Annotated in this window: 9 protein-coding genes; 3 read left to right on the top strand and 6 right to left on the bottom strand. The window is 44.8% G+C overall.

From position 1 onward, the window contains the following. Positions 1-58 precede the first annotated feature (58 nt). The 5 genes from PTT44_RS04595 to PTT44_RS04575 form a co-directional block, all read right to left on the bottom strand. Complete coding sequence (locus tag PTT44_RS04595; protein ID WP_062035151.1) at positions 59-1135, bottom strand: patatin-like phospholipase family protein; 1077 nt, start codon at positions 1133-1135, stop codon at positions 59-61. Between the two features lie 161 nt (positions 1136-1296). Further along, positions 1297-2916 carry an ABC1 kinase family protein gene (locus tag PTT44_RS04590; RefSeq protein ID WP_168159350.1) on the bottom strand — a complete coding sequence of 540 codons (1620 nt, stop codon included), beginning with the start codon at positions 2914-2916 and terminating at the stop codon, positions 1297-1299. Between the two features lie 12 nt (positions 2917-2928). After that, on the bottom strand, positions 2929-3600 hold the full coding sequence (locus tag PTT44_RS04585; RefSeq protein WP_168159349.1) for a ubiquinone biosynthesis accessory factor UbiJ: 672 nt from the start codon (positions 3598-3600) through the stop codon (positions 2929-2931). Positions 3601-3623: 23 nt separating this feature from the next. Then, a complete protein-coding gene (gene ubiE, locus PTT44_RS04580) occupies positions 3624-4568 on the bottom strand; it encodes a bifunctional demethylmenaquinone methyltransferase/2-methoxy-6-polyprenyl-1,4-benzoquinol methylase UbiE (protein WP_058868807.1) in 945 nt (314 codons plus the stop codon). 167 nt (positions 4569-4735) lie between these two features. Continuing rightward, positions 4736-5440, bottom strand: a complete 705-nt coding sequence (locus PTT44_RS04575) for an FFLEELY motif protein (protein WP_004978789.1) — start codon at positions 5438-5440, stop codon at positions 4736-4738. A 196-nt stretch (positions 5441-5636) separates the two neighbouring features. On the opposite strand from PTT44_RS04575, the gene pap reads away from it, so the two are divergent. After that, positions 5637-7064 carry a polyphosphate:AMP phosphotransferase gene (gene pap, locus PTT44_RS04570; RefSeq protein ID WP_168159348.1) on the top strand — a complete coding sequence of 476 codons (1428 nt, stop codon included), beginning with the start codon at positions 5637-5639 and terminating at the stop codon, positions 7062-7064. Between the two features lie 52 nt (positions 7065-7116). On the opposite strand, the gene PTT44_RS04565 is transcribed toward pap, so the two are convergent. Beyond that, complete coding sequence (locus PTT44_RS04565; RefSeq protein WP_004692676.1) at positions 7117-7659, bottom strand: hypothetical protein; 543 nt, start codon at positions 7657-7659, stop codon at positions 7117-7119. 178 nt (positions 7660-7837) lie between these two features. Between PTT44_RS04565 and PTT44_RS04560 the strand changes: the two genes are divergently transcribed. Continuing rightward, complete coding sequence (locus PTT44_RS04560) at positions 7838-11518, top strand: exodeoxyribonuclease V subunit gamma (RefSeq protein ID WP_168159347.1); 3681 nt, start codon at positions 7838-7840, stop codon at positions 11516-11518. 3 nt (positions 11519-11521) lie between these two features. Then, the gene (locus tag PTT44_RS04555) at positions 11522-15274 is read left to right on the top strand and encodes a UvrD-helicase domain-containing protein (RefSeq protein WP_168159346.1); all 3753 of its coding nucleotides are present in this window, start codon (positions 11522-11524) and stop codon (positions 15272-15274) included. Positions 15275-15309 lie beyond the last annotated feature (35 nt).

Below are 15309 nucleotides of genomic sequence, written 5' to 3'. Positions count from 1 at the left end.
CTCGATTTTTCTTTATTTGGTCAGATTAAACAAGATTACATTCATGCGCAAATTTTGTTTATAAATCTTGTATCGCCTGTGCAAAATGCTGTTTTTCCAACATTTCCAAGAATTCATCACCTAAGCGCTGACTTTCAGAAATACATTGGTTCCACATTTGAATGCGCTGTTTTTGGTCGAGCCCTTTGAGGGTGAAATCTTTACGATCGGGCAGGCGTCCTAAAGGTAAACTCCGTAAATAGTCTTGGGACGGAGACAGGAGTAGCGTGCGGGCTTGGTTTTCAGGGTTGGCGCGACGTTTAAACAGTTTATCAAACCAACCGGGCGTAATGCTGTCCGTAAAGTGCGGATAAAGCACAATGCCTTGACTCTCAAAAGGCAGATCGATGTGATAGTCAATCAGACCACCATCGCGATAACTGCCTTGTGGCGCATCTGGAATATCGCGAATTGCGGCCATCACGCCTGGAATAGAGGCTGAAGCAATCAGCCAAGGCAGAACGTTTGCAGCGGTGAGACTGTGATAATGAGTGAGGAAATCATCTTCCACTTTAAATTGTTTACCATTGCTGGGCTGACTAATTACCCGTTGCATAAAGTGGCGACTATGCTTTCGCGAAACAGCGGTTGTGCCGATGATACCTGCCACAGAGGCCAATAGCGGGAGAACTTGGTCACTTTGGAAGATGTGCTGTGCTTTAATCGACAGCACTGTGAGGTGGTAATCGGGATGATTGACCAATTCCGCTTCTTTGCCTTGCACCAAGTCGAGCAGCATGCCACGGCAAATATCACTGACTTCTTGGCGCTGCATTTTTTTGTCAAAATAGAGATTGGTATAGAGTTCACCTAAACGTTCGGTACCTGCTTTTGCACCGTGCGCTAAGATGCTGGCAAAGCGCCAACTGCCAATGGATGAACCAATCAACGTCCGTCTTTGCGGTGCACGAGCAAAGAACTCACCAAAAATGGCTTGGTCTAAACCTTGAATCCCGATGCCTTTGGGCCCACCTGCGGCGCCGGGTACAATATCGACCTGTTCCGCTTGTAAGCCTTCGCTTTGAATCAGTTGACGTGCTAATTTACCTGCACGAATGCTTAAAGCGGGAGGGTGTTTCTGCAGGATTTGAGTCATCGTGATCATTCAAAAAGACAATATGTATTGTCATTTTAACTGGCGAGTGAATGAGTGCATTGGCAAAAGTGATCCAAGAATGACTTAGGAGTCACTTCCTACATAGACGTTAAACATAAAAAAGCCTGAGAAACTCAGGCTTTAAATACAGCAGAAAGCGTCTATTTAAACACGCGCCACACCGCCAGTAAGCTGGTGAGTACAATTAAAATCACTGAAATAAACCAAGGCGAGATAATCGCAATCGACAGCAAAATGGCCATGAGACTGCCAAAAATCCAACTGCGTTTTTGCTGATGCTCCATTTGTAGGCGCATACTTTGCAGTTCATTGAGCTGTTTAGCATGCCAAGCTGATTGGTTTTTGAGACCATTTAAGCTATCGACCAACAGCGTTGGGAAGTCTTGTGCCCCTAAAAGTAAGTCTGGAATTTTTTGTCCCAGCTCTTTTAGGTTCTTTTGTGGATTCATTTGCGCTTTGATCCAATCGGTCAGGATTGGCTTAGCTAAACTCCAAATGTCCAGCTCCGGATAAAGGTCAGTCCCTAAACCCTCAACATGTACGAGGGTTTTAAGCAGCAGCATCAGCTGTGGTGGAATTTCCAAATGGAAGCGCCGTGCAATATCCATCACTTGAATCAAAATGCCCGCGAAGTCCAATTCATGCATAGGTTTGGACACCATTGGCCCGACCGTGCGACGCATTTCACGTGCTAGTGCATCTTGGTCTGTGCCCGGTGGAATCCAACCAGCTTGATGCACGATTTGAATCAGTTGCATAAAGTCGCTGTTCATGACCGCAAGCAGCATACGTGCCACGGTCATTTGGTCGTGCTTCGACAACTCACCCATAATGGCACAGTCCAGCGCAATATAGCGGGGTTGGTTTGGGTTTAGGGTTTCAACGAAGACATTGCCCGGATGCATGTCGGCATGGAAAAAATTGTCACGGAAGACTTGGGTAAAGAAAATAGTTAAGCCTTTTTCCGCCAGATCTTTACGATCCATCCCCAGCTTTTCAAAGGTTTCAATGTCTGAAATGGGAACGCCGGTAATGCGTTCAGCCACCATCACGTCTTTGCTATCCATATAGACTTCAGGCACATACATCATGCTTGAGCCTGTAAAGTAATGGCGCATACGACGGGTATTGTCGGCTTCTAAGGTCAAATCCAGTTCATTTAAGATGACCTGACGATAGTCCTGAATAATTTCAGATAAGTGCAGTGCACGCGCGGCTTCTAGGCGTTTTTCAAGAAAATCGCCCAACCATTCTAAAATTTCAAAGTCTTGTAAAATTTGACTACGAATAGCGGGACGGGTGACTTTCACCACCACTTCGCGACCATCATGTAAAGCGGCTGTATGTACTTGAGCAATTGAGGCTGCTGCCAAGGGTTGTTCGTCGAAGCGTGCAAACAGCGTATTTACATCGGCTTTCAATGAGTCTTGAATACGCATTTTCGCGACATCAGAACCAAAGGGTTTGACACGGTCTTGGAGTAGAACCAGTTGTTGTAGTACTTCAGGTGGAATTAGGTCACGACGAGTAGACAGCAGTTGTCCCATTTTAATCGCCAGTGGTCCCATTTCCTCTAAAGCTTGTTTGAGCTTCAGTGGGTTTTTACGTTCACGACTGGACCATGCCGCAGGGTGCATACGAATTACACCCAGCGCATGACGCGCTTTTTCAGGTAATTCTTCCGCAGGAAACAACGTGTCGAGTCTATAGTGCGCGGCAATGCGCCAAAGTTCGAGTAAACGTGAAACGTGCGGAATCATATATGTAAATACCTAATTCTGAGTTGAGTCTTGAGTGTCAATCTGTGCTTGAAGCTGTTGAATTTTGGCTTCGGCACGATCTAAGTTTTGATTAAAAATGCGGGTATCTTGATGCAGATCATCCATTTGCCAACGCGGGGCAAATAGACCACTGTCTTCTTTCAAGGCATCTTCAGCAAAAAACAAATGACTTTGTAAGGCCTGTTTGATGTGTTTTGGTGCCAGCTGAATTTTAGCCAATTCATGCGCCAAACTTGGGCCAATCCATGGGCTTAAATGCGCAGCCAAGTCAGGCTCAGCGTGTTGCATAATCCATTGAATATCCTGTAGAAGGTGATAATCACCTTGGAGCGGGATATTGCCGACATCATCCGCCAGTAATAGCTTGAGCAGCTCAACCACATTGGCCACCGTTAAAGTTGCGGTTGCTGGGGTGTGAGATTGAGCTTGGTCAAAAGGGCGTTGTTCGAAAATGGACGCTGTTTCACTATGCCCTGTAACGGTAGGTTCTAAGCGCACTTTGGCTTGGTCAAAGAACACATCTACAGACAGTTGCGGGGATGCGATCACCACACGTAACATCTTGCCTTGTAGTTCATTGAGCTGGATGCGAGTGATCGCATCCAAATTAATCACATGATGAATTAATCGTTCAATTGCACCGAGTGCCAGAATCGACCACATAATTTGCCCTTAAACGTTTAATTTTAAAGTTTAAAACCACGGTGTACAGCAACGATACCGCCTGTCAGGTTGTGATAGTCACAGTTTTGGAAGCCTGCATTTTCCATCATGCCTTTTAGCGTGCGTTGGTCTGGGTGCATACGAATGGACTCGGCTAAATATTTATAGCTTTCTGAGTCATTGGCAATAATTTTGCCCATGATCGGCAGTGCGGTGAACGAATATAGATCGTACAGTTTTGAAAAAGGCTCAAACACAGGTTTAGAGAACTCTAATACCAGTAGGCGACCACCTGGCTTAAGCACGCGGTACATCGCTGCAAGTGCTGCATCTTTATCGGTCACATTACGTAGACCAAACGAGATCGTGAGTAGGTCAAAGCTGTTGTCTTCAAATGGCTCTAGGGTTTCAGCATTGGCTAATACGAAGTCAACATTGGTACAGCCTGCATCAATTAAACGATCACGCCCCACATTCAACATCGATTCATTAATGTCTGAAAGTACTACATGACCAGTAGGGCCGACTTCACGACTAAACACTTTAGCCAAGTCGCCTGTCCCGCCAGCAATATCTAGCACGCGTTGACCACGACGTACCCCTGACATATTGATCGCAAAGCGTTTCCATAGACGGTGAATACCAAAAGACATCAAGTCATTCATAATGTCGTATTTGCTGGCAACCGAGTGGAAAACTTCCGCCACTTTTTGAGCTTTATCTTCACTGCTCACCGTCTGGTAACCAAAGTGTGTGGTACTGCCGACGTTACCTGTGTTGGCACCGCGAGGAAGATTGTATTTGGGTACAGAACCCGTTACTGGGGTATCAGTCAACTGTTGTTGTAATGATTTTTGCTGACCTTGCGCTGTGCCTTGGGGTAATGGTTCAGTTAAAAATGGACTCACTTTGTCTGTGTTTTGTGCCGACTCTTGAGTAGCGGTAGGCGTTTGATTTTCATTCGACATGGGAGTCACTCCTAACATAGCAATAGGGTAAATGTTGCAGTGCATGCATGATGACAGATTCTAGGACGTTGTACAGTAACCATCATGCAATTGTGCTGAATAATATACAGAAAAACAGCAGAGCAAAGCTGCTGCTAGCTTATTTTTATCAAGTCATTCGTTGAAATTTACTGAAAAGGATACAAATGTCCCGCATGGACTTTATCAATAATTTGACGTTCCACCGCCGTAAAGTCTTTCACAAATTTCTCCGCCGACTTTAGCGGTTTCATGGCCAAAAAGCCATCCTGCATAAATTCATACATGACATTGAAGTTATATTTGTTGGCAGTCCCTTTACACATCTTAAAAGCGGTATAGACCATAAAAGAGCGCATGTATTTATCGAGGTTCTTACCCAATTGATCGAGTAAATATAGCTGTTTCAAGCGTTCTTCGCCTTGTTCTAGTTTTAAGTAGGCTTGGCGCATCAAATCATCGGTTAAGGCTTCAGAGGGATGGTGATCTTTCAGTAATTGCATTGCCACTTGTTCATCCAGTCGCACCGCCAAAATCGCCAACTCAACCCCAGAGGTACCGGTTTTAATGGCATTTTCAGGAATTAATTTCTCTGCTTTGTGCGCATATTTGCTCAAGCGCGCAATTTGTCCTGCCAAAGCGTCAAAATCTGGGCCACCATATAAACGGTTGATAAAATACTCGGCCATCAAGAGGTTCTGTTTTTCTGCGAAAGCACGGTTATGCGTGCGTTGCATCCGTTGCTTTTGCCAGACTTGTACATCTTGTAAACGTTGGAAGAGCACCGAATCTTGATGATAATGCAATTGGTAATACTGTTCTAAAAGCTCATCGAGGGCGGCGAGTTTGGACATTTGCTGTCTCAGTTCTATTTAAAGATAGCTAAATCTTAGTGCGTGATGACGGAACTCGCTATGACAAAGTGACAAAAAAACTATTTATTTGTGGTCAGTTTGATGTAGAAGTAGTCAAAAGATACATATGAAAATCATCTAGACCATCATCTTTTAGGATCTAGTGATTTGATTAAATAGAAAAAAGGAGGGGGCAATGGATACAGAAGCGATCGCCAGTACAGTGCTGAACGAAGAACAGCTTTCACTGGACTTAATTGAAGCGCAATATGCGTTGATGAATACCCGTGATCAGAGCAATGCAAAAAGTTTAGTGATTTTGGTCAGTGGAATTGAACTTGCGGGTAAAGGCGAAGCGGTGAAACAGCTGCGCGAATGGGTCGATCCGCGTTTTTTATATGTCAAAGCCGATCCACCGCATCTGTTTAATCTAAAACAGCCTTTTTGGCAACCGTATACCCGATTTGTACCTGCCGAAGGGCAAATTATGGTGTGGTTTGGTAACTGGTATGGGGACTTGTTGGCTACGGCCATGCATGCTTCAAAGCCTTTGGACGACACTTTGTTTGATGAATACATTAGCAATATGCGGGCTTTTGAACAGGACTTAAAAAACAACAACGTAGATGTCTTAAAAGTTTGGTTCGATTTGTCGTGGAAGTCTTTGCAAAAGCGTCTGGATGATATGGACCCGAGCGAAGTGCATTGGCATAAGTTGCATGGGCTAGACTGGCGCAATAAAAAACAATATGACACCTTACAAAAGCTACGTACGCGCTTCACCGATGACTGGCAAATCATTGATGGTGAAGATGAAGATTTGCGTAATCACAATTTTGCACAAGCGATTTTAACAGCGCTGCGACACTGTCCAGAGCATGAAAAAAAGGCCGCGCTAAAATGGCAGCAAGCACCGATACCGGATATTCTGACTCAGTTTGAAGCCCCTCAAGCTGAGGATGCAAACTATAAAGCAGAGTTAAAAAAACTCACCAAACAAGTGGCCGATGCCATCCGCTGTGATGACCGTAAAGTGGTGATCGCTTTTGAAGGTATGGATGCTGCGGGTAAAGGGGGGGCGATTAAGCGTATTGTGAAAAAGCTCGACCCACGAGAATATGAAATTCATACCATTGCCGCACCTGAAAAATATGAGTTACGCCGTCCTTATCTGTGGCGTTTTTGGAGCAAATTGCAGTCGGATGACATCACTATTTTTGATCGGACATGGTATGGACGCGTTTTGGTAGAGAGGATAGAAGGCTTCGCAACCGAGGTGGAGTGGCAACGCGCTTATGCGGAAATCAATCGTTTTGAAAAAAACCTCAGTAACAGCCAAACCGTGATGATTAAGTTTTGGCTGGCGATTGATAAAGATGAACAAGCAGCGCGCTTTAAAGCCCGCGAAAGTACTCCGCATAAACGCTTTAAAATTACCGAAGAAGATTGGCGCAATCGCGACAAATGGGATGACTATTTAAAGGCAGCCGCGGATATGTTTGCACATACTGATACAGGTTATGCTCCTTGGTATATTATTTCCACCAATGATAAACAGCAGGCCCGCATTGAAGTCTTAAGGGCAATTTTAAAACAGCTCAAAGCGGATCGCGACACAGATTAAAAAGCTTAAAAACGGTCATTTGACCGTTTTTTATAGAGGTGGATTTAGTTCTTTAACTTAAGGGAATTTGGGTCACTGGCGCTGCAACAGGAACACCTTGTTCAGCGGCTTGTTTCAGTTGAATGCCTTTGGCGAGCTTATACGACTCTTCCACATGGGTTTCCGCAATTTTTTTCATCACGACATAACCCAAGCTGGCCGCAATCATTTGTCCGCCAAGAGGAATGAATTTGGTGACTTGTTTGGTGATGTATTTGGCTGCCATGTTGTTGAGGGATTTCTTCACGGCTGTACGTGCCACCACCAGTCCAGAGAACTCCACACCACGTTTACGTAGTTCTGACCAATGTATTTGCTTGGTTTCTGGGTCGTAGACACTGACTTGTTCAGGGGTTAAACCAAAGCGGGCGTTAATTTCGGGAATCAACTGCGACAATATGCCCACATCAATCACCACATCGAGGAAGGGGACTGGAATAACCGCAGCACCTGCGGAAAAATAGGCGCGCTTTTTAACTAAGTCCAAACATTCTTCGCGGATTTGTTCTAAATTTAAAGAGGGATCAATTTTTTCTGGAATGTGCTCTAATTTCATCTTCTAAACCCTAAAATATCCTGATTCACATTGATTCTAGTTTTGCTTAAAGTACGTATTTTAAAGCAAATTTTAAATAGAAATATGTCATCAAAGTGACATAGACAGAACCAGAAGTATAGTCAATAATCTGTGTGCTTTTGTAGATTTTTCATAAGACGGTCATTTGAGGGGAAACATGGCGATACACGTAATACAAAGTCAGCGTATTGATGTTCTGTTGCAGGCCATGCAAAAAACCGTCTTTAAACCAGCCAGAAATGCCTTTCAAGTGTTGCAAGCCCAGCATTTTATTGTACCTTCGCCTGCGGTTGAGGCCTGGCTAACACAAAAGTTGGCTGAGCAGCAGGGCATCAGTGCCAACACGCAGTTTCATCATCGTATTCGTGGTTTTCAATGGTCGGCTTATCAGTGGGTTTTGGTCGATCAAAAAGACGAAGTCCGTAAAGCCAATATTCCGCGACTGATTATTAAATGGCGTGTCTTTCAAGCCTTAAAAGAATTTATACAAGCTGAGCTGAATCCTTTAGAGGTTGCTCATCCGTTGTATCCGATTATTCAGCGGATCTATGCTAGTGCTGACCGTTTGCAACAGGGTATTGATAAACAGCTCAAAAAGCAAAGCATGCTGTATTGGGTCGCGGAGCAGGTTTCACGGCTGTTTAGTTTTTATATGGATTATCGAGGGCATTGCACCAAAGGCTGTCCACCGCAAAGTTGCCGTTGCCAGACCAATTGGTTACAAGCGTGGGGCAAAAACCAGCCGCTCGATTTGGAGCAGATGTTTTTTAAAACTCAGCAAGAACTCAGTGCTTTTCAGCTCAATCAAGCGCATGAGCTGGAAGCGTGGCAGCGTTGGCTCTGGCAAGTGGTATTTCATGCTGACTTTGAACAAATTCAGCGTATTGATACTGCATTTTGGGACTTACTCGATCAAGCAGAGACCCGAGATGCTGCACTGAAAAAATTGCCTGCACAGTTGGTGGTGTTTACTGTCTTAGATTTACCGCCAAAACAATTGGAGTTTTTGCATCGATTGGGGCAATACCTCGATATCTTTATTTTTCACTATAACCCTTCACAAGAATACTGGGCAGACAGTGTCGATCCCAACTGGAAAGCGCGTTATGACGCACGGGTGAAGCAGCGTTTTATTGAAAAAAACCCAAATGCCAATGATGCAGAGATTCAGCAGTTTTTTGATGAGTTTACCCTCAATTTTAATGCAGAAACCCGAGAGTCTCGCCATCCTTTACTGACCCGATTTGGTAAACAAGCACGCGACCATTTCTCTTTACTTTCCAGCCTTTCTTCAGGTGAAGACGGGGTGTGGGCCGATATCTTTGTCGATGAATATCCAGAAACTCTACTCGGTAAAATTCAGTCTGATGTACTGTATTTGGTAGAACCTGAACAGCATCAGTATGCTTTGGCTGAACAAGATGATTCGATACAGATTCATGTCTGTCACTCCAGCCTCAGACAGCTTGAAGTCCTCAAAGATCAACTGACGCATTGGTTGGCTCAGGGCACGGCTGATGCACCGCGACGTCCAAGCGATATTTTGGTGTTGACGCCCAGTTTGACTGAGCTAGAACCTTTTATTCGCAGTGTTTTTGCGCCTCCTCCCCATGAGCGTGAGGCTTTGCAAAAGGGTCACCAACTGAGTAAAGACAGTATTTATTTGCCGATTAAGCTGGCCGGCGTGACTCAACTCGATGCCTTAAATGCATGGCGTGCTGTGTTGGGACGAATGGTCTTGGTGCGGGGCCGTTTCAGTATTGAGGACTTTGCCGATTGGCTCAGTTTAAATGCAACGCAGCAACGTTATGGCTTAGACATGAATATGATCGAGCGCATGACGGAGCTGTTGATCAATGCAGGCTTTAAGCGCGGCTTGGATGCCGAGCATTTAAAACGTCATTTGGCCGAAGGGGATGAAGACTATCGTTATAGTTTGAGGTTTGCTTTAGATCGTTTGGCTTTAGGCGTCGCTATACCTGAGCATGTGCTGTTTCATGAGACCCTCAGCTATGCTCAAGTGCAGTCGAGTGATTTTGAGCTGATTGGGGTTTTGATTGAAATTTATCAGGATTTTAAACATCGCGCTGAGTGGATGATCGCGCATGAAACAGGACAGCGGACGACTGCGGAAGCCTGGCTGAATCGTTTAATGGAGGATATTCGTGAGTTTGAAGCCGCTGGTGTTGAGTCTTTGGCGGTCGTGTATAAGCTAGTCAAAAAACAAGAACGGATGCTGACCTTGGCGAGTTTTTATGACGAACACGATCATCATGCACTGCGCAGTTTAAGTCTACCTTTGCCTTATGTATTAGAAGAAATCCAAAAGACCTTAGAAGCGCAACTGGACTATGCAGAACCCACGGGGCAGATCACGTTTAGTCAAATTGGCCAGATTCGACCTGTGCCATATAAGTTGATCGTGATGTTGGGCTTGGACAGTGGCAAGTTTCCCAACCGCAGTGCACATTTGCCTTTTGACCTGATGGATTTACTGAAACCACAACTGGGGGATCGTTCCCGTTTGGAAGATGATCAAGGGGCTTTTCTAGATGCCTTGTTGTTGGCACAAGAGAACTTATGGTTATTTTATAATGGCTTTGATATCAACGATGGTGAAGTCCGTGACCCGTCTACAGTGTTGCAAGAACTGATTCAGCATATGGCCTTTATTGTTCAGCCTGACACACAGACCAAGAGTGCCAATGCAACGGTTGATCAGCATGGTGTGACTGTCCCTGAACAGTTGGCATCGCTGTATCATGTTCATCCTTTATTGCCTTTTGATCCGCGTGGTTTTGAATCTGAGCACAGTATTCGTTTTCAAGATCAATGGTTTCAGGTCGCGAAACAATTGCAACATGCATCAGGACAACGGAGTAGTTGGGTCAACACGCCTTATCCAAAATTAGAGCAAGACATTCAAGTGCTCGACAGTCAGCAGTGGATTCAAGACATCACTTTCCCTGCAAGGCTGTATCTCAAGACTTTAGGCGTGGAAAACTTAAAACCAGAAGAGATTCCTGCAACGCAAGAACCTTTACTGCTCGATGGTTTAGGACGTTATGCCATCCGTCATTTTTTACAACAACATGAGGCAGCGGCAGATGCCAATCTTCTGATGGATCAACTGCCGATTGGTAAAGTTCAAGATGGGGTCTGGCAAATGAGCGTGCTTGAGCAGCAGCGCTTGCTGACACGGTTACAGCACTATGCACCCGAAGTAACCGCAACGACTCAACAAGTCTGGAAGGTGAATGAGCATTTACAAATCAATGTCACTCTCGCCAAACACAGTGCTGAAAAATGGCTCAGTTTAGAGGCTTCCAGTGCGCGGGCTAAGCGGCGTGCTAAAGTCTGGTTAGAGTATTTACTGTGGCTGGCCTATGTGAACTTAGGCGATGGCGGTCAGCAATACCAACGCATTGTGGTGTTTAGTGACCGCAGCATTTTATGTACGGGTGTGAGTTCAAATCAGGCGCGTGAATGGCTCAATGCTTGGTTTAAAGCATGGGAGTATGCACAAACGCAGCCTTTGGTATTACCTGCCGCTCTGTTGTTAAAAATTGCAGAAAAAGATAAAACCCATGAATGGCAACTGAATGATCAGGAGCAGATGGTGATTGCAGACATGGACGCCATTTATAAAGTGTGGGAAGAAGATGGTCGCTTTAGTGGTTTTTCAATGACTGAAAACGAAGCCAATAAAGCACACCGCGACTGGCAGTTTATTTTACAAGAGCAGGATGCCAAAGCATTACTTGCCCATGCCTGCGAGCAGTTTTCTTATGAACTATATCATCCGATTTTTTTGCATCAGCAAAGCTTTGAGGACTAAGTCATGAAAGCACAGTCTCAGGCCACCACATCGAACATGTCTTATCAACCTATTGCCGATATGAGCTTTCAGGGCTTGCATTGGATTGAAGCTTCAGCAGGCACAGGCAAGACTTTTACTTTATCCAGTTTGATGGTACGTATTTTTCTTGGGGCCTATTTGCCGAATCAGGTCATTGCAACCACCTTCACCCGTGCTGCCGCTGCGGAGCTGAAAAGTCGCGTTCGGGCACGCTTGATTGAAACCTTACGTTATTTTGAAGGTTGTCAGAGTCTGACCGAGCGAGAAATACAGGTCAAAATAGCTGTTGAACAAGATCCGCTGTTTACCAAGGTACTCATAGACTATGCACAGCGGGTCGGTTTTGCCCAAGAGCGTTTGAAGTTGGTGATTGATCAGTTAGATGAGCTGTTCGTCGGGACATTGGACAGTTTTAGTCAAAAGTTATTGCGTGAGTTTTCTTTTGAAAGTGGCAAGATTGAGCGTGCAGATATCACCGATGATGCGCAGAGTTATACTCAACAGCTTATTCATGACGTATTACGCGAGTGGATTCAGGCACAGCCGCAGCCTGTAGTGAATTATTTACTATTAAAACAAAAATTAAAAACTGAACAGGCTTATGTGCCGATTGTTGAAAATAGTTTGAACTTTGCATCGGCACAGTTTCAACAGGTGGAAAAACCTGTGCTTGATTTGACGCAATTTGAGCAGGCCATTGATCAATTTACCGCGCTGGATGTGGCGCAGATTGAACGCTTGAAAGACTATTATGCCCCTGAAGGGCAATACCATGCAGTGCTGGGGAAAAAATGGCGTACCGATGCTTTGATGCAACGCATTCTATGTCAGGATTTACCGGCTTTTTTGACTGCACTGAAAGAGCAGCGGGCTTATGCCTTATTTGCGCCACATTTTGAAAAAACCTTAAAGCACCTGACTGACCTTGCAACGAAAAAAGTCTTAAACAAATGTGCTGTAGATGTGTTGGAACAGTTTGAGCAGCATCCTGTGTGGCGACAGGTCCGCATTTTCTTAGACGCATTGGCAGAGCTAGAGCTCAATTTGGATGTGCTGGATGCGTATTTAAAATATCACTTAAGTTCTGAGGTGAAAAAGCGATTACCACAAGTCTTGCAGCAAAAGAGTGAAACGACTTTTGCCCAGCAAATCCGTACCTTGTCAGAAGCCTTACAGGGCGAACAAGGCCGGCGCTTTGCCCAGTTTGTACAAGCACGCTATCCACTCATTTTAGTGGATGAGTTTCAAGACACCAACCAAGACCAAGATGATATGTTGGCGCGAATTTGGCGTGATGCACAGCGCTATCATCAAGGTTGTATGATTATGGTCGGTGACCCAAAACAAGCTATTTATGGCTTTCGTGGTGGTGACATGCTGACCTATAACAAGGCACGTTTAGATGTTTTGGCAAAGCAAGGTCGGCAGTATAGTTTGAAATATAATCATCGTTCTGTACAAAAACTGGTACAGGTGGTGGATGCTTTATTTCAACGCCAACAGGACTTTGGTGAGCAGGTCTATTACCAGCCTGTAGAAGCAGGGACTCGACCACATCCCGCTTTGGTCGATGCACAGGGTGAAAACCATGTACCGCTGCGCTGGCTATTACTTGAAGACAAAAAAAATGAAGCTCAACAAGTAGCATGGAAAATTCGTGATTTAATCAACCAAGGCATTCAACAGCAACTGTATGTGGCAGATGATCCGCCACGGTTTATGGGGGAAAATGATATCGCAGTGTTGTCGAAAAACCATGATGGCTTGGACAAAGTTCAGTTTGAACTAGAGCGTTTGGGAATTTTGGTCAATCGTCCGTCTAAACGCAGTGTGTTTGAAAGTCAGGTCGCGAAAGATGTCGGTGCGTTATTGACCGCAATGATGCATCCTTTTGATGAAGCCAAAGTTCGCCGTGCGCTTTTGAGCCGGCTGTTGGCGATTGATTTAAAACAGTTACTAGAAGTGGAAAAGCAAGCCAACGGTCTGAGCCAGTTTATGGCGGATTTTGATGACATCCGCGACATGTGGATCAATAAAGGCTTTTTAAGTGCATGGCAGTACGCTTTAAACCTTTTTAAAGTGTGGAAAAACTTGGTGGCTTACCAAAGCCGAGACAACGAACGGACTGTGGTTAATCTTCGACATTTGACTGAGTTGTTGAGCCAACATAGTGAGCAGTTCCAAGGCGCGCAGAAACTGTATCATTGGTATCTCAAACAGTTACATTTGCCTGCGGAACGTGAGTGGGAGTTGGAACGCAAACTCTCCAATGCCACAGGCGTACAGCTGATGACTATTCATCAGTCCAAAGGTCTAGAGTTTAAAATTGTGTTCTTGCTGGGTGCCGACAAAGACTTTAAGGAAATGAATAAAACCTTAAACTTTTCAACACTGGAACAGATCAATCCGACGACAGGGCAGAGCGAGTTACAGCGCATCGTGGCAGTAAATGATGCCAACCTGTTAGACCCAGCCGCGATTGATCAACACAATGAGCGAGCCGAAGCGGAACAGCATCGCTTATGGTACGTCGCACTGACCCGTGCCAGCCACCGCGTGTATGCCTTGCTGCAAGATCAGGAATATAAATCAAATACGGCATTGGCGTTTTGGCGTGGTCAAGCCGGTAATCTGTTTGAGCATCCTGCCAGTGGTGATGAAGCATTATTGGCCGAAAAGCCGATTCGTTTACAACCAGACGATCATCAAGAGATCATTCAGTTACAAGCTTTGGCTTTTCCTGAACAGCGTTTTTATCCACGTTCCAAAACCAGTTTTAGCGCGTTGGCACAGCATTTGAGTCGCAAAGAGGCAATGGATGCCTTAGCGGTTTTGAGCGAGAAAGTGGGCAGTGCGGATGACGAGATCAATCATCCCGTACTTGAGGATGTGGAACTGAGTCAGCCTTTGGCTTGGATTAAACGGCAGTTTCCAATGGGGACGACTGCGGGAACCTTCCTGCACGAAATTTTCGAGCATATTGACTTTCAGGACTCGGGTGACTGGGGACTGGAAATTCATCGGCGTTTTAAAAATGATAGTCCCTTACTGTGGCAAGAGTTATTGGGCAAATATCAAAACGAGTTTGGACAGGGTGATGAAACTCAATTGGTGCAGTGGATGCAAGCGTGGTTAGCAGATGTACTAGAAACACCTTTACATGCAGGCTTTCAGTTGAAGCAACTCAAAGCCGATGAACACTTGGCTGAGTTTCCTTTTTATTTGTCATTGTCCGATCATGTACTGGCGATTAAACGCATACAAGCATTGTTTCAAGAATACGGCATTGATCTGCTCGACTTAAATGAAGCCAATTCTGCTCGATATCTAACTGGTTCGATAGACTTGGTTTATTTTGATGGTCAGCGTTATCACATTGCCGATTATAAAAGTAACTTCTTAGGGGCGGATCAGCAGAGCTACAATCATGACGCAATCCAATTAAATATGTCACATGCCAGTTATTGGTTGCAGGCGGGCTTATATTTGGTGGCTTTGCATCGCTATTTAAAAGTGAATTTGCTGGACTATGACATTGAAGAACATCTGGGACAGGCGAGTTATCTTTATTTGAGAGGGATGAATGGGCAGCCCGATCAAGGGGTTTTAAGTTGGCGTGCTAGCCCCGAGTTTATTTTAAGATTAGATGCCATCTTGGGTCATTTTGCTGAGGATACTTCTACTGAAAATCATGTAGGCAAAAATTCTGAATTAAGTGAAATTAGTCAATCATAAACAAAGAATTAAGTTGTGGATAACTTTGAGGATAA

Origin of the sequence: Acinetobacter sp. Gutcm_16, from assembly GCF_028649355.1 — a bacterium.
Taxonomy (GTDB): Bacteria; Pseudomonadota; Gammaproteobacteria; order Pseudomonadales; family Moraxellaceae; genus Acinetobacter; species Acinetobacter johnsonii.
This window is presented reverse-complemented; position numbering and strand designations above follow the sequence as displayed.

Coding starts and splice junctions, on each gene's coding strand:
- PTT44_RS04575 (WP_004978789.1), bottom strand. CDS start 5,440: ATGTCCAAACTCGCCGCCCTCGATGAGCTTTTAGAACAGTATTACCAA.
- ubiE (WP_058868807.1), bottom strand. CDS start 4,568: ATGTCGAATGAAAATCAAACGCCTACCGCTACTCAAGAGTCGGCACAA.
- PTT44_RS04585 (WP_168159349.1), bottom strand. CDS start 3,600: ATGTGGTCGATTCTGGCACTCGGTGCAATTGAACGATTAATTCATCAT.
- pap (WP_168159348.1), top strand. CDS start 5,637: ATGGATACAGAAGCGATCGCCAGTACAGTGCTGAACGAAGAACAGCTT.
- PTT44_RS04565 (WP_004692676.1), bottom strand. CDS start 7,659: ATGAAATTAGAGCACATTCCAGAAAAAATTGATCCCTCTTTAAATTTA.
- PTT44_RS04595 (WP_062035151.1), bottom strand. CDS start 1,135: ATGACTCAAATCCTGCAGAAACACCCTCCCGCTTTAAGCATTCGTGCA.
- PTT44_RS04590 (WP_168159350.1), bottom strand. CDS start 2,916: ATGATTCCGCACGTTTCACGTTTACTCGAACTTTGGCGCATTGCCGCG.
- PTT44_RS04560 (WP_168159347.1), top strand. CDS start 7,838: ATGGCGATACACGTAATACAAAGTCAGCGTATTGATGTTCTGTTGCAG.
- PTT44_RS04555 (WP_168159346.1), top strand. CDS start 11,522: ATGAAAGCACAGTCTCAGGCCACCACATCGAACATGTCTTATCAACCT.